Here is a 20574-nt window from a genome sequence, read left to right as displayed (position 1 = left end):
GCGCAAAATTACTGCCATGGTTACTTTCTTCCTCACCCTGGCAGTCATCGTCGCTTTCGCCGCCTTCGTCCGGACCTTCTCCAGCCCGGTCGGATCGACCAACGTCACCGATCGCGACGCCCAGCGCATGCATGCCGAACTGACGGCCATGCTCGGCCGCACCGCCAACCACTGATCCCCATGTGTCCGCCCCGAGCGGCCCGGTTCGTGTCCGCGAACCGGGCCGCACTCATGTTCGGGGGCGACCGCTAAACCGCGGTACCGGGGGAGACCTGCGGCTTCGGGGCCCGCATCTTGCGGATCTGGGACGCGCGGACGAACGCGTACCAGCCGAGTTTGAACCCGGTGTCGGTGGTGTCGGGGAAGCGCTCCCGGACCCGGTTGTTGACGATCCGGCCGAGCACGAAGCCCTCGGCGATCATGAAGAACATCATGACCAGCATCGCCAGCGTGACGATGGTCTGCAGCGCGGGCGCCACGAACATCGACAGGATCAGTACCAGCGCCATCGGCATGAACAGGCCGACCAGGTTGCGCCGGGCGTCGACGATATCGCGGACGAACCCGCGCACCGGCCCCTGGTCGCGCGGCAGCAGGTACTTGTCCTCGCCGGCGAGCATGCGGTTGCGCCGGTCGGCGACCGCGGCCTTGCGTTCGGCGGCGGCCGCTTTGCGCTCCTCCTTGGTGCCGCGGGTGGCCTTGCGCCGGGCGCGGGCCTCCTTCGCGGTCAGGGGTGCGGGAGCTACCGGACCGCGGCGCTTGCCTTGTGCGTCACGGCGTTTCGGAGTGGGACGGCCCTTGCCCGCAGTGGCGGTAACCGCTGTTCGGGTGGAGCCCGCGGTCGAGTTGCCGTCCGCGGTCGCCGTCTCATCGGCGGCCGCGTCGGTGCTGCTGGACTCGCCGCGACGGAACAATTTCACACCGACCAGGCTATTCGATGGAATACGCGGCGGGAAATGCGGTCCGATTCGCGCAGGTGTGTGGGGTCACAGAGGTGACGTGTTCCTTCGGGCGCGGTGGTGGCAAGATGGGGAATAGCAGCCCGCCGAGTGGTGTTGACCGACACGACCCGTGCGCTGTTCACGGGTCGACGACAGGTTCCTCGAGGAGAGTTCATGACTGTGCAGAACGAGACCGCCACCGAAACCCACGGTGTGGTGCTGACCGACGCTGCCGCCAGCAAGGCGAAGGCGCTGCTGGACCAGGAGGGTCGCGACGACCTGGCGCTGCGGATCGCCGTGCAGCCGGGTGGTTGTGCCGGCCTGCGGTACCAGCTCTTCTTCGACGACCGCTCGCTCGACGGTGACCTGACCGTCGATTTCGACGGCGTCAAGCTGGCTGTCGACCGGATGAGCGCCCCGTACGTGCAGGGTGCGTCCATCGACTTCGTCGACACCATCGAGAAGCAGGGCTTCACGATCGACAACCCGAACGCCACCGGCTCCTGCGCCTGCGGCGATTCCTTCAACTGAGACCACGCGTCGTTCGCGGGTCGACCGCGTAACAGCCCACCCCACGTGAGAACTCACGTGGGGTTGCGTGTTTCCGGACCGTGTCGTGCCCGCCGCGCCAGGGCCGAACCACCGCCTGCCGCCGTGGATCTCGGCACAGATATGCCCCGATCGGGGTATCGGAGCGGTGGCGCGGGATTGGTACGGTGATGCAGGGGAAGTTGTTTTCCCGGTCTTCACCGCCTGTCGCCTACCGTTGAAGGGCTCAGCCTCGTGTCCATCGCCGTTTCCGCGTCCATTGCCACCGACCACCTCATGCGTTTCCCGGGACGGTTCGCCGACGCACTGCTGGCCGATCAGCTCGACCACGTGTCGCTGAGCTTCCTCGTCGACGATCTGCAGATCCGCCGCGGGGGTGTCGCGGGCAACATCGTCTACGCGATGGGCCTGCTCAACCGCAAGCCGCTGCTCGTCGGTGCCGTGGGCGCCGACTTCGCCGAATACCGGCAGTGGCTGGAATCGCACGGCGTCGACTGCTCCGGCGTGCTGATCTCCGAGAAGTCGCACACCGCGCGGTTCGTCTGCACCACCGACGACGACATGGCCCAGATCGCGTCGTTCTACCCGGGCGCGATGAGCGAGGCCCGCGACATCTCGATCGGCGATCTCGCCCAGAAGCACGCGCTGGACCTGGTGCTGGTCGGCGCCAACGACCCCGAAGCGATGCTGAAGCACACCGCCGAATGCCGCGCGCTCGGCATCCCGTTCGCCGCGGACCCGTCCCAGCAGCTGGCCCGCCTCGACGGCGACCAGGCCGTGCAGCTGATCGACGGCGCCGCATACCTTTTCACCAACAAGTACGAGTGGGCGCTGCTGTTGCAGAAGACCGGGCTCACCGAGGCCGAAATCGCGCAGAAGGTCGGCGTCCGGGTGACCACGCTCAGCGAGCACGGTGTGCAGATCGTCGATCGGGACGGTACCGAGCTCACCGTCGGCGTGGTCCCGGAAACCACCAAGGTCGAGCCGACCGGCGTCGGTGACGCGTTCCGCGCCGGCTTCCTCACCGGCCACACCGCGGGCCTCAGCCTGGAACGGTCCGCTCAGCTCGGTTCCCTGATCGCCGTGCTCGTCCTGGAGACCATGGGCACCCAGGAGTGGACCCTGAACAAGGAAACCGCCCTGGACCGCCTCGCCGAGGCCTACGGCGCCGACGCCGCCGCGGAAATCAAGCCCCTGCTCTGAGCGCGTCCGCGCAACCTGTTGTGCCGCAGACGAAGTCGTGCGCGGCTGACGTCGGCAAACCACCGATGGGCTCGTCGAATGCCGGCTGATGCGCGGTGCCGAGAAAGTGATGCCTGGCACGTGCACTGACGAGCGGCCGGCGTCGCACGAATGCGCCGACTCCCGCCGACCCGCGCGCGATAGGCCGCGCCCCGAGCTGCACTCCCGCGCACGTTTTGTCGGCCTGCGCGCGTGTTTGCTGACCGACATGCGCGCGGCGGGCTGATTCATGTGCGGCGGGCTGATTCGTGCGCGGCGGGCTGATTCGTGCGCGGCGGGCTGATTCGTGCGCGGCGGGCTGATTCGTGCGCGGCGGGCTGATTCAGCACATCGTCGCGGGCATGTGCGCTGTGGCGCCGCGCACGTTTATCGGCCTGCGTGCGTGTTTGCTGACGAACATGCGCGCGGCGGGCGAACATGCGCGCGGCGGGCGAACATGCGCGGGAGCTGTCGATCGCGCTGTTCGCGCCGCTGACGGGCTGCGTTGAACGACGAAGTGCCCCTCGGCCGGAGAGGCGGAGGGGCACTTCCGTGTGGTCTACAGGGAGACCGGGTAGACCGGCTCTTGGATATCGGGCTTGATGCGGTCTTCGACGAAGATGCCGTGCCAGACCATGAAGACGAGCAGGGTCCACAAGCGGCGGCTGTGGTCGACGCCGCCGGCCCGGTGCGCGACGAGCATGTCGTTGATCGCGGCCTTGTTCAGCAGGTGGTCGGTTTGCGATTCGAGGATCTGCTGCTGGGCCCAGTCGTAGAGTTCGGTGCCGCGCAACCAATGCCGCAGCGGTACCGGGAAACCGAGCTTGGCGCGGTGCAGCACGTGCGCCGGGACGATGCCCTCGAGCGCCTGGCGCAGCGCGTATTTCGTGGTTTCCTTGGTGATCTTCTGCTCGAACGGCAGCCCTTCGGCGACCCGCAGCACCTCGGAATCCAGGAACGGCACCCGCAATTCGAGGGAGTTGGCCATGGTCATCTTGTCGGCCTTGACCAGGATGTCGCCGCGCAACCAGGTGAACAGGTCCAGATGTTGCATGCGCGCCACCGGATCCCAGCCGCGCGACTGCGCGTAGATCGGCGCGGTGACGTCCTGGTGCGTCCATTCGGGCCGGAATTCGCGCAGCACGGAACGCAATTGGGCGTCGTTGAAGCTGCGCGCGTTGCCGTAGTAGCGCTGCTCCAGGGTGAGCGAACCGCGGTGCAGCAGGCTCTTGCCCCTGGTGCCGTCCGGGATGCGGTCGGACAGCTTGCCCGCCAGTCGGCGCAGCGCGCCGGGCAGGTACTCGAACGGCTTGAGCGACAACGGCTCCCGGTAGATCGTGTACCCGCCGAACAGCTCGTCGGCGCCCTCGCCGGAGAGCACGACCTTGACGTGCTTGCGCGCCTCCTTGGCCACGAAGTACAGCGGTACCAGCGCCGGGTCGGCCACCGGATCGTCGAGGTACCAGACGATTTCGGGGATGGCGGCGGCGAATTCGCTGGGGGAGACCACCTTCACGATGTGCCGGGCGCCGATCGCCTCGGCGCTCTCCGCGGCCACGTCGACCTCGGAGTAGCCCTCGCGCTCGAACCCGGTGGTGAAGGTGATCAGCTTCGGGTTGTGCCGCATGGCCAGCGCCGCGACGGCGGTGGAGTCGATGCCGCCGGAGAGGAAGGAACCGACGGTGACGTCGGCGCGCATGTGCTTGGCGACCGAGTCCTCGAGCGCCTCGGCGATCTCGCGGTAGCGCGCGGCCGCCGCGCCTTCGGCGAAGGGGCGCACGGTGAACTGCGGGTGGAAGTACCGGGTGATCTGCGGCGCCGCCCCGGGGCGCACCGTCGCGTAACTGCCGGATTCGAGCCGCCGGATGTCCTGGTGCAGGGTCTCGGCCTCGGGCACGTACTGCAGCACCGTGTAGTGCTCCAGCGCGCGCGGGTCCAGTGCGTCGGTCAGCTGCAGCGGGGACAGCAGCTCGAGCAGGCTCTTCTTCTCGCTGCCGAACGCGGTCCCGCCGGGACCGGTGGCCAGGAACAGCGGCTTGATGCCGAACGGGTCGCGGGCCAGGAACAGCGCGTTGGTCTCGGTGTCCCAGATCGCGAACGCGAACATGCCGCGCAGCTTGCGTACCGCCTCGGGGCCCCAGTAGTGGAACGCCGCGACGACGGCCTCACCGTCGCCCTCGGTGCGGAAGATCGCGTCCTCGGCGTACTCCGCGCCGTGCGCCTCGGCCAGCTCCTTGCGCAGCTCGATGTAGTTGTAGATCTCGCCGTTGAAGGTCAGCGCGTAGCGTTCCCGGTTCTCCGGCGGACCCCAGCGCAGCGGCTGGTGTGAGTGCTCGATATCGATGATCGACAGGCGGTTGAACCCGAAGATCATGTGGTCGTCGTGCCAGGTGCCGCGCTCGTCGGGGCCGCGGTGCCGGACGCAGTGCAGGGCGTCGTACACCTGCTCGACCACGCCAGGTGCTGCTTCGTCAGATGTCAGAAACCCGAGCAGTCCACACACGGCGTCGGCAACCTCGTTTCTCGTGCAGGGGCGCGGCCCGGACGGGGCGCCCGAATGTCTTGCGGGGGCGGCACGCAGTGTCTGCCGCGAGCGGTCGTGCCGGGACGTGCCGGGGCCTGCCCTCGCGGTGAGCACAGCGGCCGAAATGTTGTGTCCGAGTATGCCGCACGCCGTCCCTCCGCGCGTCGCGCGCACCCTGTCCAGGGCTTTTGCCGGGGCGCGCGGGGACGGACCGGCAGGTGAGCGCGACCGGTACCCTGGCCCGCGCGCGATCGGCGGAGTGTCGAATGCGACCCGACGACAAACGGGGCGCTCGTTTGGTCTACGCTGCGTAGTACTCAGGCCATTCTCAGGCGGCGCACGCGCTCGACCGGGGAAGCCTGACATGTGCTTAGAACGTATCGCCGGGGCGGTCGCAGCCCCGGCGGTGCAAATGTCGGAATGTGTGGCGACCAGGAAGGCGTGAGCGTGGCGCACAAGGCGAGCGAAGAGATCGGGGCACGACCCTCGCGGGGCCGGATCCTTCGGCGGGCCGGGCTGGCGGTGTCCCTCGGGATCACCGCGCTGCTCGTCTCGGGCTGCTCGATCGACAATGTTTGGCTGCGGTTCGGCTGGCCCTCGGGTGTCACGCCGCAGGCCACCCGGATGCGGGAACTGTGGACCTGGTCGATCATCGCCGCCCTGGTGATGGGTGTGATCGTGTGGGGACTGACGTTCTGGACCGTCGTCTTCCACCGCAAGAAGCCCGACTCCCCGGAGTTCCCGCGGCAGACCGGTTACAACGTGCCGCTGGAGCTGACCTACACGGCCGTGCCGTTCGTCATCATCGCGGTGCTGTTCTACTTCACCGTGGTCGTGCAGAACTACGTGCACGAGAAGGTCGCCGACCCGGATGTCACCGTCGACGTGACTGCGTTCCAGTGGAACTGGAAGTTCGGCTACCGCGACGTGAACTTCAAGGACGGCTACCGCTTCGAGGGCATCGACACCACGCGTGAGGCCGCGAACCAGGAGCAGCTCGAGGAGTACAAGGAGCGGACCAAGGACGGTCACCCGCAGCCGGGCCCGGTGCACGGCAAGCCGGAGAACGACATCCTGTCCTACCTGCACTACGACAAGGTCGAGACCTACGGCTCCAGCACCGAGGTCCCGGTGCTCGTGCTGCCGACCAACAAGATCATCGAGTTCCAGCTGGCCGCCGCCGACGTGGTGCACGCCTTCTGGGTGCCCGAGTTCCTGTTCAAGCGCGACGTGATGCCGAACCCGAAGGAAAACCACTCGGACAACGTCTTCCAGATCACCAAGATCGAGAAGGAAGGCGCGTTCGTCGGCCGCTGCGCCGAGATGTGCGGCACCTTCCACTCGATGATGAACTTCGAGGTCCGTGCGGTCTCGCCGGAGAAGTTCACCAAGTACCTGGATGCGCGCCGGGCGGGCAAGACCAACGCCGAAGCGTTGGAGTCCATCGGTGAATCGCCGGTCGCCACGTCGACCCGGCCGTTCAACACCGAGCGCACGACCAAGACCGCGGCCGAGGCAAAGTAAGGGACTGATCTGACATGAAGATCGAAGCGCGCATATTCGAGTTGCTGACGCTGTTCTTCGCGATCACCGCGGTGATCTACGGCTACTTCACCGGCCAGTCCCGTACCGGTGTGGAGTGGGCGGGCACCACCGCGATCGTGTTGACCGCGGGCCTGTCGCTGATCATCGGCACCTACTTCCGTTTCGTCGCGCGTCGCCTCGACCTGCGGCCGGAAGACTACGAGGATGCCGAGATCGTGGACGGCGCAGGCGATCTGGGCTTCTTCTCGCCCGGTAGCTTCTGGCCCATCCTGCTCGCCGGCGCGGGCTCCATCACCGCCCTCGGCCTGGCCTTCTTCCAGTTCTGGCTGATCGGCCTCGGCGTGGTCTGCGTCCTCGCCGCGGCCGCGGGTCTGGTGTTCGAGTACTACCTGGGCCCCGAAAAGCACTGAGCCCGTTCGACGAAAGCCCCCTCGGTTCGCCCGAGGGGGCTTTCGCCGTTTCCGGTGCGCGCCTAGGTTGGGCGCGTGGACATCATCGACGTGATCGTCACGTTCGCGAAGACCGGTCGAATCGGGGCGCTCCGGTTGGGTCTGCGCGGAGACGAACTGGTGGCGGCGCTGCGCGAGGTCGGTGTGCCGTTCCGGGCATCCGACGATTTCGCTGACTTTCTGCAGCGGGAGGAGAGTGTCGAGGTGCACATCGGTGACGGTGAGTTGCGCATGCTGGGGTTGGACCAAACCGGTTGGCGTGAACCCGAATTCCGGCTGCCTGCGCGGATGAGCACCCCGGGCGGGATCGGGGCCGGGTCCGTGCAGGGCACCGTTGGCGTAGGTGTGGTCGTATTGCCGATGGACCGGACATTGGCGTTGCTCGACGAGCACGAGTGCCCATGGCATCAATATCCACCCCTCACCTTCGACACCCAGACCACCATCGAGACCTCGTGCGGGGTGCAGCTGACGTTCGCACTGGGCGAAACCCCAGGCGAATATCTGCTGCACTGCATGTATGCGTCTATGCGGGACGCGGGACCGCAGCTGGACAATTGATCACCAGGTAATGGTGGTGGAGGCCTCTCGGGCGATGCCGCCACCATTACCTGGTGATCAGGTGACCAGGAGTGGTACTCGTCGAGAGATGCTCAGGTGGGGCTTCTTTCGGGTGGATCGTGGTCGACGGGTTGGTGCTGAGAGCGGCCGCTATATCGAGGAATCGCGACGACGCTTGATTTTCGGTAAACGCACGCCCGTCTCCGCGAAACGTCGTCGAGCACGGTGTCTTTCTCACCACAGCCTCGGCGGCCAGGCACCACCTCGTGGCCCGCCGCGACGTAGCCCTCACCGTCGGCCATCAAAGGTCGAAACCCGCGCTCAGGACGCCGTCATAATGCCGGGCAGGTGGCTCTTGAAGTGCGCATGCCGCGCATCGACGGCACTTCGGGCGGCTGTGGTTCGCTGGCGACGTGCGGGTCGACGCGCAGGGCGGTCAACCGCCGAGCCGACTGCACCATGCGTTGGGGGTTGGGGGTATTCGACTCGTGGTGTGCGCGTGGGCAGTGGACGAACGTCGACAGGACGCTCCTCGCCTGCCCAGACGTGCCATGTGGGCACTGTCTTCGGTGGCGGTGTAGGCCAGTCGCGTGGGGATCGCCGAGCGAAGCAGACGTTGCGCGGTGTCTAGTTCGTGACCAGCGTCCGCACCACACGCTGTCGAATTTCGCGATCAGCAGTGTCCCCGTTCGCGATCGGAGCGACGTGCGATGTCGGCCTAGGCGGCGAGGGGTCGATGCGCGTTGGCCGTTGAGGTTGTGTGTAAGGGGTCAGATGCCGAAGGCGTGCATCAGGCGGGCCGTGGAGCGGGGGGCGACGCCGGCGAGGGCGTAGAGGGTGCGGGTGAAGCGGGGTTCTACGCGGGGGGCTCGGGTGTGGATGGCGGTTTCGATGCGCTGGGCTGCCTGCTCGGGGTCGTCGAGTTGGCCGGGGGTGTAGTGGACGGTGGTGACCTGGATGCCCTGCGGGGAGAGTTCGGCGTCGGCGCAATCGCCGAAGGTGGTCCAGGCGGCTTGGGCGCTGGCGTAGGACGCGAAATTCGGTGCGGCGCCGATATCGGGGCTCCACGGGCCGACATTGAGCACATGCCCGGAGCCGGAGCGCAGCATCGCCGGAAGCAGACCCAAGGTGAGGCGGAGCGGGCCGAAATAGTTCGCGGCCATCATCTGCTGATAGTCGCGGAAGCGGTGCAGCGACTGGGTGACCGGGCGGCGCACGGGTCGTCCCGCATTGTTGATCAGCACGTCGACGGTGCCGAATTCGCTGAGCACCCAGGTGACGAGCTGGTCGACGTCGCCGAGCGCCGCGATATCGCAGCGACACCAGTGCGCTTCCCCACCGTCACCGCGAATCTCCTCGCAGGCCGCGATCAACTGGTCCCCGCGCCGGGCCACCAGAAGTAGCTGCGCCCCTTGGGCGGCCAATAGTTGCGCGGTGGCGCGGCCGATATCGGAACACGCGTCGGTGACCAGCACCCGGCGTCCCGCGAGCGATTCCGGCGGATGGGCACGCTTGCGATCGATGAATCGAACCGGGGCAGTACGGAATTCGGGCATCGGCACAGCAACCTTCACATGCGAACGACTGAACACACGCACGGCACCCCGCCGACAGTGCCGAAGCCGCCCGCCGTCCGGCAACCTCCCGGCGACATATGCGACCGGTCACAGTATAAGGTTGCCAGCCGTTTGATGGACTTGATCGAGCGAATGCCCGCCCCACCCCGTCCGCTCACCGACGCACCGCCCCCCAGACCTCCCACACCGAGCCCCGGCGTGCCGCACGGCGAGTCGCTGTGCGAGGTGTCGACAACCTCTGTGGGAGCAGCCATTCCGCTGGCTCGGCGCAGTCAGCTCGCTTTTGGCGCCCATAGGTACCAGTGAGCACCAAGGTGTCCGATTGTGACCGACGGCAGCCGGGGCCGCTCACCAACGGGGCTGGCGGCGGCTCTTCGTCGTGCGCACAGCTCGCTGCTCACGGGAACGCGCTCTTCACAGACCTCCCACACTCACCCTCGGCGCGCCGCACGGCGAGTCGCTGTGTGAGGTGTCGATAACTTCTGTGAGGTGGGCGTACTTCGGAGAGCCCCGCACCGGGACTTGGGGTGCGGGGCGGGGATCGATGGTGTCCACGGCTTTCGTGGGACAGGCCTCGGAGGGTGGGGCGGGGGCGTCGGGAGGGTTGGCTCCGCCCGTGTCGGGTCTACTCCGGGGACTCGTAGCGCAAAGCGTTTTCGGAGCGGCAGATTTCGTCTATGCCGGAGACGATGTCGCGGAGAAGTTCTGAGGGGAGGGCGGCGGGGCGGAGGCGGCTGGTGAAGGTGATGAGGCCGTGGTCTTCGGGGGAGAGGCCTCGGGTGGCGGCTTCGGAGCGCAGGTAGCGGGAGCGGACGCCGTAGGTCATCGCGGAGATGACGGTGAAGCAGCCGGTGCGCTCGCGGTGCCCGGCGAACAGATCGTGCAGGCGGTAGAACACCGACGTGTAGCTCGACAGCGGCGCGAAAACGCCCACCCGGTAGGCGGGACCACGCTCGGACGAACTGAGCGCCGTATCGGCGAGATATTCGGCGTCGCGCAGGGTCTGCACCTTCGGGGCGAAGAGCACCGCGCCCGCGGCCGCGTTGCGCAGCGGCATACCCGCGGGACCGCTCGCGGCGGAGGCGATGACACCCAAGGACTTTCGGGCCCGCGAACCGACCTCGCGACGCGCCCGCACCGAACGGGTCGGCGTGGTGGGATGCAGGGTGGACCACTGCCCGAATCGCACCGTGCCCAACTGCAACTGGCCGACGCCGCCCGGGCGGGTCACCTTCAGCGGCGCGGTGTCGACCCAGCGGCCCACCTGCAACGCCGCGTTGCCGGGCCGGGTGATCTCCGCGTAGGCGTGTTCCACGAAGGAGTCGAAGTCGAGGAAACGGTCCGCGTTGGTGGTGAGCCAGGTGCGGTCCTTGTCGATATCGATCACGTCGAGGGTGAGCGCGGTGATGATGCCCGCGCGCCCGCCCGCACCGAGGATGCGATGGAACCGTTCGGTGTGGTGGGTGCGCCCGCAGGTGCCGATCCGCCCGTCGTTGTCGACGTACTCCAGATCGACGACCTGGTCGATGAACATGCCGTACTTGTGCGAGGCCGCGCTCACCCCGCCGACGGACGCGAAACCGCCGGCGGTGATGTCGCGGTGGTCGCCGACGATCGGCAGGCCGAGCCCGTGCGCGCCGAGCCGCCGATCGATATCGGACAGCTTGGCGCCCGCCTGCACGCGCACGGTCCGCCGGCCGAGGTTGATGTCGAGCACCTGGTTCATCCGGCGCAGCGACACCACGGTCGGCTGGGCGGGCAGTGCCAGTCCGTCGTCCAGTTGCTCCCCGCCGCGCACGGTCAGCCGTTCCGCGCGGCCGCGTGAATCCCGAACCGTGCGAACGACATCCGCGGTATCGCGGGGTAGATACTCCTCGGCGGAGACAAACTGCGGCGTGCTCATGGCACGAAAGCTACTACAGCGCGGCCGCCGCCGCTCGTCCGATCTCGGGTGCTATCCGGCGGTTGGTGCGAGTTGCTTGCTGAACAGTACCGATCCCGTCGCGTCGCACAAGTTGACCGTCAGCTCCCTTGACTTGCCGTCGATCAGGACCTCGCCGAAGTGTTGGTACTCGTCGAGCGGGGAACTGTTCTGCACCGGCGGCGCGTGCACGAAAACGGCCTCCGGCCCGAAGGTTCCGTCCAGCGGGTTCGGGCCGAACGCGCCGGCGTTGAGCGGTCCGGAGACGAACTCCCAGAACTCGTCGAAGTCGGTGAACGCCGCGCGCCCGGGGGCGTAGTGGTGTGCGGCGGTGTAGTGCACGTCGGCGGTCAGCCACACCACGTCGGTCACCTTGTTCGCCTTGATCGCCGAGAGCACCTGGGCGATTTCGGTTTCGCGGCCCGACGGGGCGCCCGGGTCGCCGTTGGCGGGACCCTCGAACGCCGTGGTATTCGGTTGTTCACCGTCCTTGACGACGAGGCCGAGCGGGAGATCGTTCGCCACGATCTTCCAGACCGCCGTCGAGTCGCGCAGGCCCTCGATCAACCACTTCGTCTGAGCCGCACCGAAAATGCGGCCCTCGGGGCCGTTGTTCGCGTCGTTCGTGTCCTTGTAGGTGCGCATGTCGAGCACGAAGACGTCCAGCAGCGGGCCGTAGGAGATCTTGCGGTAGAGGCGGCCGTCCACGGCTTCCTTGGGCTCCACCGGCATCCACTCGTGGAACGCCTGCCAGGCCCGGGTCGCCAAGGTGTCCATACTGCGCTCGTTGTAGTTCTTGGCCGCCGGGACGAGGCCGCCCGGATACCAGTTGTTGACGGTCTCGTGGTCGTCCCACTGCACCACCTGCGCGACCGCGGAGTTGAAGCGCAGGTAGTTCTGGTCGGTCAGGTTGTAGGCGTAGTTGCCGCGGAACTGCTGCAACGTCTGGGCGGGGGCGCTCTTCGCCTCGGACACCGTGTTGCGCCAGATTCGCCCGTCGGGCAGCGTGACCGACTCTTTGACCGGATTGTCCGCGTAGATGGAATCGCCGGAGTGGATGAACAGGTGCGGGTCGCGGGCGGCCATCGCGGAGAAGATCTTCATGCCGCCGAGATCCGGGTTGATGCCGTACCCCTGGCCGACCACGTCACCGGACCACTGCAACCGGATATCCGACTCGCCGGTCGGCACCGTGCGGAACACGCCGGTGACGGGTTCGGAGACGGCGCCGCTCTCGTTCTCCAGCGTCACCCGGTAGTGCACCTGCTGGCCCGCGGGCAAACCGTTGACGCGCACCCGGCCGGTGCCGTCGCTGTCCGGGGTGAGCAGAGGACCGGCGAACCTCTTTGCGTTGGTGAACGATTCGGTGGACGCGGTCTCCACGATCAGCTTCGCGGGCTGGTCGGAGCGAGCCCAGATCAGCGCGCCGTCGGTGCGCGGGTCACCCACCGCGACGCCATGGGTCAGCACCGGCCGCTGCCGCACCAGGCCGGGCCCGTCGTTGGAGGCGCACGCGGCCAATGCCGGGGCGGCCACCAGACCGAGCGCGGAGGTGCGCAACAGGGTGCGCCGGGAGAAACCGAAGGTCGAACCAGTCATGGGAGCACCCTGTCCCAGCTATCCCAACGCAATATGAACTCCGGGGTAACGGGCCGGCGCGAGCAAACTGTCGGCGAGTGGCACATTCGCCATCCCCTCTGGACCATCAAGCGAAACCCTCCCAGTCACCGACCCGACTGTAGAGGGGAGATCGCCACAGCCGCACCCTTTCTCGGGATCCGCAGTCGTTCTGGGCGCCCGCAAAGGGTGCGAAGGCCGAGAAAGGGTGCGGCTGTTGAAGACACGGGCGGGCACCGCGAAGGGCGCAACCGCGGTACGAGTGTGGGGCAGTGCAGGCCCGCGGGTGGGCCGCACGACGAGAAACGTCGCCAGCCGATGAAATCGGCTGACGACGTTCGAACTCGAGGGTTCTGGTGTCGCAGGGCGATCACCTGCCCCGCGCTAGCTGGCTGCGGTGTCCGGGATTCGGGTGGTTTCGCGGGCGCTGCCGTTGGGGACGTTCTTCTTCAGGCTGGCGGCGTAGACGTCGACGTATTCCTGGCCGCTGAGCTGCATGAGCTCGTACATGACCTCGTCGGTGACGGCGCGCTCGACGAAACGGTTGCCGCCCATGCCGTCGTAGCGGGAGAAGTCGATGGGGGCGCCGAACTTGACGGTCACCTTGCGGCGGCGCCAGCGGAACGGTCCGGGCGGGCTCACGTCGTCGGTGCCGATGACGGCGACCGGGATGACGGGGACGCCGGTCTCCAGCGCGAGTCGGGCCAGGCCGGTCTTGCCCTTGTACAGGCGACCGTCGGGGGAGCGGGTGCCCTCGGGGTAGAGGCCGACCAAGCGGCCCTGATCGAGCAGCTTCCGGGCGGCGTTGAGCGCGTCCTCGGCGGCGTCGGCACCGGTGCGGTCGATCGGGAACTGGCCGGTGGTGGTGAAGAACCACTTCTGGAACGCGCCCTTGACGCCGGGCGTGTTGAAGTATTCGGCCTTCGCCAGGTAGTTGATGCGGCGCGGCGAGAGCAGCGGCGCGAACAACCAGTCGGCGAAAGAGAGGTGGTTACCCGCCATGATTGCCGGACCATCGGCTGGAATGTTCTCCACACCTTCGACCGTGGGCCGATTGTAGAGATGCATGAACGGTCCCAGCAGCAAGTACTTCAGCAGCCAGTAGAACATGACGTCCTTCCCCCGGGACCGGGATCGAAGCGGGCACCTGCGTCAGTTGCCGACTTTACCGCTGGTTGCAGATCACATCCAAGCGCAGCGGCGAATCTCACCACACTCTGCCATGCGCGAGCGGGTGCGCTGTAATCGAAGCCCGATAGCGGGACTGCCGGCCTCCGGAATTGTGGTCATCGGTGACCGAACAGATCTTCTGTCCTCCGAATACCACTGGTGCGCGCCACGAAACGTGGAATGTGGGTCAGCGGCTGCGCGCGACCCTGGAGTTCTTGTGCTCGCTCTCGATGAGCGCCGCGCGGGCCAGGTCGGCGGCGCCGATCATGCCCGCGGCCTCGCCGAGCTGGGTGGTGCGGATGCGTGCGAGCGGGCGGTGGCCCGCGCCGGTGACGGCGCGCGCGTACTCCTCGCGTGCCTCGTCCAGGAACAGCGGGGCCGAACTGCTCACGCCGCCGGCGATGACGACCAGATCCGGGTCGAAGATGTCGCTGACGAAGGCGAGCCCGAGGCCGAGCCAGCGCGCGAAATCCTCCATCACCCGCACCGCGAGCGGGTCGCCGTCCTGGGCCGCGCCCGCGACCCGGCGCCCGGTCAGCGACCCGGGATCGCGGTAGACGTCCTTCGCGAGCACCGAGCGCACCGGATCGGTGGCCAGCATCTCGATCGCGGTATCGGCGAGAGCTGTTCCGCTGCAATACCGTTCCCAGCAGCCGCGTTTGCCGCACGGGCAGGCCCGGCCCTCCGGCACGACCTGCAGATGCCCGAGTTCCGGTGCGACACCGTGCGTTCCGCGATAGAGCCGGCCGTCGATCAGCAGCGCGGCGCCGATTCCGGTGCCGATCGCGACGAGCACCACGTTGTGCCCGCCCGCCGCCGCGCCGAACCGGTATTCGGCCCACATCGCGGCATTCGCGTCGTGTTCGAGAATGACCGGCAGCTCCAGCCGTTCGGTGAGCCGCTGCGCGACCGGCGTGTCCTGCCAGGGCAGGTGCGGAGCGAATCGGACGGTGGTGCGGTCGGCGGTGATGAACCCGGCGACCGCGAGACCGACCGCGCCGATCGGATGGCGATTGCACAGCTCACGCACGGAACGGGCGAGGGCGTCCTCGAGTGCCCGGGCCGAATGCGGGGTCGGCGCCTGCACGGTGTCGAGCACCTCGCCGCTGTTGTCGATCACCGATGCGCGAATGTTGGTGCCGCCGACGTCGATTCCGACAGTCAGCGGTCGCGCACCTGACAGCCGGTGCGTCATGCCTTGATCGTCACTGGGATGGGGACATAGCGGGATCGCGACGGGCGTTGTCCCGCGCGGCCTTCCGTACGTCCGGCGGTGGCATCGTGCGGTGACGCGGTGGAATCACGGTGCGGCGCAGCGTGATCGTGCTCCGGCATCACCGGGTCGACCGGCACACCGGCGAGCGCCTCGCGCAGCACGGTGACGATGGCGGTGCCGTGATCGGCCACGCTCTGCAACACCTCGTGATGCTCCCCGCGGACCAGCGCGGCCGCAGCGCAGACCGGGCACCAGTCGCAACTCGACCACTCCACCTGCCCGTCGGCCGCGCGGCGCAGCACCGGCTCCACCCGCTCGAGCACGGCTTCGGCGAGCAACTTGAGTTCCGCGGCGAACTCGGCCAGCCCGTCGCCCGGATCACCTTGGTAGGGGCCGTTTTTCGGCTGCGCGTCGGAGTGGGCCGCGCCCTGGTCACTGGTTCGGGTGTCGTTGCCCGCGTTGCCCGCGTCGGCGGTTGCGCGGTCGCGATCCGCCTCTCGTCGAGTGTCGCGGCGATGGCGGCCGGTACCGAGGTCGGGGGGATCTGTGTCGTCGCCGGGGGAGCGTAAGGGCGAGTGCGCGTCGGGACGGTCCGTGCGCCCGAACTCGGCATCCGATCGAGGTTCGTTCGCGCCGCGTTGTCCGCGACCGCCTGCCGATTCGTCCGGGCCGCCCTGCTCTCGGGCGTCGGCGGATTCGTGCGCGCGACCGGCGCCGCGGCCGGTCACCCGGCCGAAGAAGCCGGTGCTTCGATCACCGTTCATTGCCGCTGCTTTCCGGCCACAGCTGCGGGTCGGGGCGGAATCGCACCACGAGTTGCCCGCCGTCGAGTTCGGCACCGTCGACCGTGCACCGCCGCAATACCGGCGCCAGACGTACTCGCCGCCGGACACCGTCCGCTCCCACGATCAAATCGTCCTCCACTCGGCCAAGTCGCAGCGTTGTCGCGTCGACCACGGGCAGTGGCATCCGCAACGTGTATATCGCGTGCAGGCCGCTGCCCGATTCACATCGAACCACCGGTTCGCCGGAACTCCCGTCAACCTCCGCCGGACTGTCGCTCAGCATAAGGGCAGCGTCCCCGTCCGAACCCACCGCGTGCGACAGCGCCGTGAGGGAGGTCAGGCCGATCGGCTCGGGTCCGGTGTGCTGCGCGATCAGCACCGGGATACCCGGCATCGCACGCCGTAACTCGGTGATCGCGGTGAGTTGCTCGTCGCGTCGATCCGCGTACCAGCGCGCCGCCGGATGATCGGCCGCGGTGCCGTCGAGGGCGGGGAGCACCTTGTTCACCACGACGGTGTCGAGGCGCAGGCCGAGCAGGGCGGCGGCGGAACGGACGCGTTCGGATTCGGCGAGGGTCACCCGTTCGGCGACGGTGATCAGGCGGGCTCCGGTGCGGCGATGGTCGGCGAGCAGGTCGCGGACCTCGGTGACCGCCTCGACGATCCGTTCGACGGTCGCCGCGAGCACCGCGCGGCGCAGGTCCGTGCCGACCGAACTCATCGCGCGGGCGTGCGCCGGCCACACCCGTTCCAGATAACCGAGCAGCGTGTCGGGCGCGGTGACGATGCGCAGCATGTCCGCCGAGGGCGGGCAGTCGACGACCACCACATCCCAGTCGTCCTCGTGCACGAACTGGGTGATCTCCACCAGCATCAGCAGTTCCTGCACGCCCGGCAGGCCGGTCAGCTCGGCCGGGTCGAGCGCGGCCAGGTCGACGCCGTGCTCGTGGCCGGTGCCGGGGGACAGCATCCGCACCACCTCGCGGAACCGATCCTCCAGTAGCGCAAGCGAATCCACTTCGATCACGTCGAGCCCCGGCAGCACCGTGGCGATCCCCGCGACCGTGCCGGGATCGTGCGGAAAGCGGAATCCGAGCGCATCGCCCAGCGAATGCGCCTGATCGAGCGAGGCGATCAGCACCCGCCGGCCCGCCCTGGCGTAGGACATGGCGGTGGCACACGCCAGCGTCGTCTTGCCTACCCCGCCTTTGCCGATGAACAGCTCGACCCGGGTCGTGTGTGTCGTCAGCCTTCGACCCGTTTCTTCAGTTCTTTCAACGCGGTATCGGTGATCACCTTCTCGGCCTTGCGCTTGAACATGCCGATCATCGGGATGTTCAGATCGACCGTGAGGGTGTAGACGACCTCGGTGTTGCCGTCGGGCTGATCGATGAGTTCGTAGGTGCCGTTCTGCGCCTTCTGCAGCTCGCCGCTCACCAGCTGCCAGCTCACCGACTTGTTGTCCGGAGCCCAGGTGTAGGCGAGCACGTAGCTGTCCTTGACCACGCCCGCGTCGAGCACGAACCGCGCGGTGCGGGCCCGGCCGTCCGGGCCCTTCTCCTGCACTTCGACCGACTGTGCCGCCGAGACCCACTCCGGGTAGGACTCCAGGTCGGCGATGACGGACATCACCTGCTGCGACGGGGCCTCGATGATGATCGACCTCTGGGTCCTGTCGGCCATGGCGGACAGCGGTTCCTTTCAGCGTCGGTGCTGGGTGAGCGTCAAGAGGCGTGGGCGGGCGCTACGCCCGCCGGGCGACCGGCCTCCAGTCGCGACTTCAGTTCGAAGGACATGTGTTTACCCGCCACCCGGCGCGCGCGATTGGCGGCGGCCAGCTTGTTCGGCGCCAGCGCGGGCTGCGGTTCGGCGTGCAGGAAGTAGTGCAGGATCACCCCGTCCAGCGCGGGCTGCAACCAGACCTCCATGGTTCCGGTCAGCGCGCCTGCCACGGTCCAGCGGATTCCCTTGTCGCCCCGGTCTTCCCGGACGACCAAGTTCAGATCCGGCCACCAGCGGCGCCAATTGTTCGACGCGGCCAGCAGATCCGCGACGGCGACGCCCGGTGCGGCGATGAACGTCTGGTCGGCGACCTGGATAGCGCTCATGCCCGCACCTCGCCGCGTGCGCCCCTCGGCGCGGTTCCTTCGCTCACAACCGTGAGCGTATCCGATTCGGGCAGCCGCGCCGCAGTAGCGCTCATCCGCGCACCTCGCCAGGGCTGCGGCTCACCGCTCATCGCAGCAGTTGGCGCAACCGGGCGCCGTGGCTGTCCCAGCGCCAGCGTTCCTCGACGAAGGCCCGGCCGGCGGCGCCCATGCGGGCGGCGGAATCGGGGTCGGACAGGATGTCGACCAGGGCATCGGTGATCTGCTGCACCGAACGCCCGTCCACCACCCGCCCGGTTTCGCCCTCGACCACCGTTTCCGGCGCACCGCCGGAGCGGCCCGCGACCACCGGCACCCCCGACGCCGAGGCCTCCAGATAGACGATGCCCAGACCCTCCACGTCCAAGCCCGCACCCCGGGTGCGGCACGGCATCGCGAAAACGTCCGCGAGCGTGTGGTGGGCGGCGAGTTCACCGGAAGGCACCCGCCCGGTGAACACCACGTCCTCGGCGACGCCGAGCGCGATGGCGAAGTGCCGCAGCTTCTCCTCGTACGGTCCGCCGCCCGCGATCACGAGCATCGCGCCCGGCACTCGATCACGGATCTCGCGCATGGCCATGATCAGCATGTCCTGACCCTTGCGGGGGACCAGGCGGGACAGGCACAGGATGGTCGGGCGATCGTCGAGGCCGTAGCGGGCGCGCAATTCGGCGCGGGCGGCCGGATCGGGCCGGAAGGTATCGGTGTCCACGCCCGGCGGCAGATACTCCAGCGCGGCATTCGGGCCGAACGCCGACGCGAACCGGCGCCGCGTGTACTTGCTGACGTAGGTGACCACGTCGGTGTGCTCGCCGATCTGGCGCAGCGCCTGGCGGGCGCCCGGAAGCATCGACCAGCCGACCTCGTGCCCGTGCGTGCTGGCCAGAATCCGTTCCGCGCCCGCCCGGCGCAGCACCGGCGACATCAAGGCCAGCGGTGCGGCCGCGCCGAACCACACCGTGTCGCACTGTTCGCTGCGCAGCAGCCGCGCGGCCCGGCGCAGCACCAGCGGGGTCGGCAACATCAGCGTGGTGGGATGACGTACCACCTGGAATTTCTGTTTGGCGTCGAATTTCAGATGACTGTCCCCGCGCCAGCGCGGCGCGTAGACCACCAGATCATCGGGTGGCAGCTCACCGGCCAGGGCATGCAGATAGGACTGGATACCGCCCGGCCGCGGCGGGAAATCGTTGGTCACCAGCAGAGTTCGGGCCATGCGAACAACCTACTGGGTTGGATTCGACTCGCTTGCGCGCGCCGTCGCGATTGGTCGGCTGATCAGGAGGAAATGGTGGCGGCATCGGGCGAGAGGCGAACGCCACCGGTTCCTCCTGATCGCGTGATCAATTGACTTGGGTGGGGAGCCAGGCTCGCCAGGCGGCGACGAAGTCGGAGCGAGAGGTGCGCAGGACGGCGCGGAGGATGTCGTCTTCGGTGGCCGGGGTCTGCGGGGCGGCGGCCAGGCGGCGGTAGAGCTCGACGAGGCGGGGCTGGTCGTAGCTGTCGGCGACGAAGGCGCAGACGGACCACGCCTGCTCGTATGCCGCTGCGGCTCTGGGGCCGGTGAAGTCGGCGGCGGCCGGAAGATCGGACGGAAGAGCCTGCAAGCGGACGCGGGCGGTGAGGCTCGGGGCGACGTCGGTGAACGGATGGCCCTGGTTGCGGTGCGCGACGTAGTCGGCGAAGCCCTCCAGCAGCCACAACGGTGCACCGTCCCGGGTTTCGGCGCGGGTGGCGATATGGGTGAGTTCGTGGCGGAGCAGGGTGCGCAGTCCCTCGGGATCGAGACGACGGCCCGCGTCCGGACTGAAGACGATGCGCTGACCGGTAGGCGGGGTGCCGGGGATGTAGGGGTCGGCGACCGAAGCGGCGGCGACCTCCGCGGACATGGTGGCGCCCGCGCGCACCAGCCCGGCGAACTCCGAGGGGGAGGAGGCGACGACGACCACGGTCGACTGTGGCCAGCCCGGACCCCACACCTCGGTGACCGCGGTGGTCGCCGCGCCGAGTGCCTGTTCCAGGACGTCCATTTCGATGCGCTGCGCCGGATGGCCGACGACCAGGGACTGCTGCCCGTCGCCGGTCGGCACCTGATGCGCGACGATCGCGCCGAACGGTTCGATGCTGCGCCGGAGCTCGGCCAGACGCGGGTCGGTCGCGGTGGCCTGACCGACCGCCTCGTGCTGTTGCGCACTCTGCGGTCTGGGCAGCGCGGTGTTCGGCAACAGCACCAGCGCGCCACAAAACCCGGTCAGCGCCACCACCATCGCGACGGTGAGCACGAACTCGAAGCGCCGCCGCGCCGACCACCATGCGCGCAACCGTCGCGCGCCACTCATGACCGCACCTCG

Annotated in this window: 19 protein-coding genes; 6 read left to right on the top strand and 13 right to left on the bottom strand. The window is 68.2% G+C overall.

Annotated features, from left to right (window positions below):
• Nucleotides 1–16 precede the first annotated feature (16 nt).
• Nucleotides 17–175 (top strand): hypothetical protein, encoded by a 159-nt coding sequence (locus tag TY25_RS42560; RefSeq protein WP_156055072.1) that lies wholly within the window; start codon nucleotides 17–19, stop codon nucleotides 173–175.
• 73 nt (nucleotides 176–248) lie between these two features.
• Here the strand turns inward: TY25_RS42560 and TY25_RS10585 are convergent, their stop codons facing one another.
• Entirely contained in the window at nucleotides 249–920 is a 672-nt protein-coding gene (locus TY25_RS10585) for a DUF3043 domain-containing protein (protein WP_042255742.1), read from the bottom strand.
• 195 nt (nucleotides 921–1115) lie between these two features.
• On the opposite strand from TY25_RS10585, the gene TY25_RS10580 reads away from it, so the two are divergent.
• Together TY25_RS10580 and TY25_RS10575 are read left to right on the top strand one after the other, a co-directional pair.
• Nucleotides 1116–1472, top strand: a complete 357-nt coding sequence (locus TY25_RS10580; protein ID WP_014983091.1) for a HesB/IscA family protein — start codon at nucleotides 1116–1118, stop codon at nucleotides 1470–1472.
• Between the two features lie 252 nt (nucleotides 1473–1724).
• A complete protein-coding gene (locus TY25_RS10575) occupies nucleotides 1725–2693 on the top strand; it encodes a carbohydrate kinase family protein (RefSeq protein WP_042255741.1) in 969 nt (322 codons plus the stop codon).
• A 577-nt stretch (nucleotides 2694–3270) separates the two neighbouring features.
• Here the strand turns inward: TY25_RS10575 and asnB are convergent.
• Complete coding sequence (gene asnB / locus TY25_RS10570) at nucleotides 3271–5214, bottom strand: asparagine synthase (glutamine-hydrolyzing) (RefSeq protein WP_042255740.1); 1944 nt, start codon at nucleotides 5212–5214, stop codon at nucleotides 3271–3273.
• 468 nt (nucleotides 5215–5682) lie between these two features.
• Between asnB and ctaC the strand changes: the two genes are divergently transcribed.
• The 3 genes from ctaC to TY25_RS10555 all read left to right on the top strand — a co-directional run bounded on the left by ctaC (nucleotide 5683) and on the right by TY25_RS10555 (nucleotide 7790).
• Nucleotides 5683–6759, top strand: a complete 1077-nt coding sequence (ctaC, locus tag TY25_RS10565; protein ID WP_042255764.1) for an aa3-type cytochrome oxidase subunit II — start codon at nucleotides 5683–5685, stop codon at nucleotides 6757–6759.
• Between the two features lie 14 nt (nucleotides 6760–6773).
• Nucleotides 6774–7190 (top strand): cytochrome c oxidase subunit 4, encoded by a 417-nt coding sequence (locus tag TY25_RS10560; protein WP_014983095.1) that lies wholly within the window; start codon nucleotides 6774–6776, stop codon nucleotides 7188–7190.
• Nucleotides 7191–7265: 75 nt separating this feature from the next.
• The gene (locus TY25_RS10555; protein ID WP_042255739.1) at nucleotides 7266–7790 is read left to right on the top strand and encodes a hypothetical protein; all 525 of its coding nucleotides are present in this window, start codon (nucleotides 7266–7268) and stop codon (nucleotides 7788–7790) included.
• A gap of 770 nt (nucleotides 7791–8560) precedes the next feature.
• Here the strand turns inward: TY25_RS10555 and TY25_RS10550 are convergent.
• From TY25_RS10550 to TY25_RS10500, 11 genes are all read right to left on the bottom strand, one after another.
• Entirely contained in the window at nucleotides 8561–9346 is a 786-nt protein-coding gene (locus TY25_RS10550; protein WP_052382905.1) for an SDR family NAD(P)-dependent oxidoreductase, read from the bottom strand.
• Nucleotides 9347–9992: 646 nt separating this feature from the next.
• Nucleotides 9993–11270: an FAD-binding oxidoreductase gene (locus TY25_RS10545; RefSeq protein ID WP_042255738.1), complete on the bottom strand. Its 1278-nt coding sequence runs from the start codon at nucleotides 11268–11270 to the stop codon at nucleotides 9993–9995.
• A gap of 51 nt (nucleotides 11271–11321) precedes the next feature.
• Nucleotides 11322–12887 carry an alkaline phosphatase D family protein gene (locus TY25_RS10540; RefSeq protein WP_042255737.1) on the bottom strand — a complete coding sequence of 522 codons (1566 nt, stop codon included), beginning with the start codon at nucleotides 12885–12887 and terminating at the stop codon, nucleotides 11322–11324.
• 402 nt (nucleotides 12888–13289) lie between these two features.
• Nucleotides 13290–14015: a lysophospholipid acyltransferase family protein gene (locus TY25_RS10535; RefSeq protein ID WP_029893699.1), complete on the bottom strand. Its 726-nt coding sequence runs from the start codon at nucleotides 14013–14015 to the stop codon at nucleotides 13290–13292.
• Nucleotides 14016–14262: 247 nt separating this feature from the next.
• A complete protein-coding gene (locus TY25_RS10530) occupies nucleotides 14263–15270 on the bottom strand; it encodes an ROK family glucokinase (protein WP_042255736.1) in 1008 nt (335 codons plus the stop codon).
• Complete coding sequence (locus TY25_RS43970) at nucleotides 15267–16055, bottom strand: hypothetical protein (protein ID WP_226887442.1); 789 nt, start codon at nucleotides 16053–16055, stop codon at nucleotides 15267–15269. Before TY25_RS43970 ends, TY25_RS10530 begins: the two co-directional genes overlap by 4 nt.
• The gene (locus TY25_RS10520; RefSeq protein ID WP_236639105.1) at nucleotides 16045–17262 is read right to left on the bottom strand and encodes an ArsA family ATPase; all 1218 of its coding nucleotides are present in this window, start codon (nucleotides 17260–17262) and stop codon (nucleotides 16045–16047) included. Before TY25_RS10520 ends, TY25_RS43970 begins: the two co-directional genes overlap by 11 nt.
• A 59-nt stretch (nucleotides 17263–17321) precedes the next feature.
• On the bottom strand, nucleotides 17322–17759 hold the full coding sequence (locus TY25_RS10515; protein ID WP_014983104.1) for an SRPBCC family protein: 438 nt from the start codon (nucleotides 17757–17759) through the stop codon (nucleotides 17322–17324).
• Nucleotides 17760–17800: 41 nt separating this feature from the next.
• The gene (locus TY25_RS10510; protein WP_042255734.1) at nucleotides 17801–18184 is read right to left on the bottom strand and encodes a polyketide cyclase / dehydrase and lipid transport; all 384 of its coding nucleotides are present in this window, start codon (nucleotides 18182–18184) and stop codon (nucleotides 17801–17803) included.
• Between the two features lie 127 nt (nucleotides 18185–18311).
• The gene (locus TY25_RS10505; protein WP_029893688.1) at nucleotides 18312–19439 is read right to left on the bottom strand and encodes a glycosyltransferase family 4 protein; all 1128 of its coding nucleotides are present in this window, start codon (nucleotides 19437–19439) and stop codon (nucleotides 18312–18314) included.
• Between the two features lie 127 nt (nucleotides 19440–19566).
• Nucleotides 19567–20562 (bottom strand): hypothetical protein, encoded by a 996-nt coding sequence (locus tag TY25_RS10500; protein ID WP_042255733.1) that lies wholly within the window; start codon nucleotides 20560–20562, stop codon nucleotides 19567–19569.
• Nucleotides 20563–20574 lie beyond the last annotated feature (12 nt).

The organism is Nocardia brasiliensis NBRC 14402 (assembly GCF_000308475.2).
Taxonomy (GTDB): Bacteria; Actinomycetota; Actinomycetes; order Mycobacteriales; family Mycobacteriaceae; genus Nocardia; species Nocardia brasiliensis.
This window is presented reverse-complemented; position numbering and strand designations above follow the sequence as displayed.

What these genes read in the sequence shown, in the direction of transcription:
- TY25_RS10510 (WP_042255734.1), bottom strand. Translation starts at nt 18,184, where the DNA reads ATGAGCGCTATCCAGGTCGCCGACCAGACGTTCATCGCCGCACCGGGC.
- TY25_RS10560 (WP_014983095.1), top strand. Translation starts at nt 6,774, where the DNA reads ATGAAGATCGAAGCGCGCATATTCGAGTTGCTGACGCTGTTCTTCGCG.
- TY25_RS10580 (WP_014983091.1), top strand. Translation starts at nt 1,116, where the DNA reads ATGACTGTGCAGAACGAGACCGCCACCGAAACCCACGGTGTGGTGCTG.
- TY25_RS10545 (WP_042255738.1), bottom strand. Translation starts at nt 11,270, where the DNA reads ATGAGCACGCCGCAGTTTGTCTCCGCCGAGGAGTATCTACCCCGCGAT.
- TY25_RS43970 (WP_226887442.1), bottom strand. Translation starts at nt 16,055, where the DNA reads ATGAACGGTGATCGAAGCACCGGCTTCTTCGGCCGGGTGACCGGCCGC.
- TY25_RS10550 (WP_052382905.1), bottom strand. Translation starts at nt 9,346, where the DNA reads ATGCCCGAATTCCGTACTGCCCCGGTTCGATTCATCGATCGCAAGCGT.
- TY25_RS10500 (WP_042255733.1), bottom strand. Translation starts at nt 20,562, where the DNA reads ATGAGTGGCGCGCGACGGTTGCGCGCATGGTGGTCGGCGCGGCGGCGC.
- TY25_RS10535 (WP_029893699.1), bottom strand. Translation starts at nt 14,015, where the DNA reads ATGTTCTACTGGCTGCTGAAGTACTTGCTGCTGGGACCGTTCATGCAT.
- TY25_RS42560 (WP_156055072.1), top strand. Translation starts at nt 17, where the DNA reads ATGGTTACTTTCTTCCTCACCCTGGCAGTCATCGTCGCTTTCGCCGCC.
- TY25_RS10530 (WP_042255736.1), bottom strand. Translation starts at nt 15,270, where the DNA reads ATGACGCACCGGCTGTCAGGTGCGCGACCGCTGACTGTCGGAATCGAC.
- TY25_RS10540 (WP_042255737.1), bottom strand. Translation starts at nt 12,887, where the DNA reads ATGACTGGTTCGACCTTCGGTTTCTCCCGGCGCACCCTGTTGCGCACC.
- TY25_RS10515 (WP_014983104.1), bottom strand. Translation starts at nt 17,759, where the DNA reads ATGGCCGACAGGACCCAGAGGTCGATCATCATCGAGGCCCCGTCGCAG.
- TY25_RS10505 (WP_029893688.1), bottom strand. Translation starts at nt 19,439, where the DNA reads ATGGCCCGAACTCTGCTGGTGACCAACGATTTCCCGCCGCGGCCGGGC.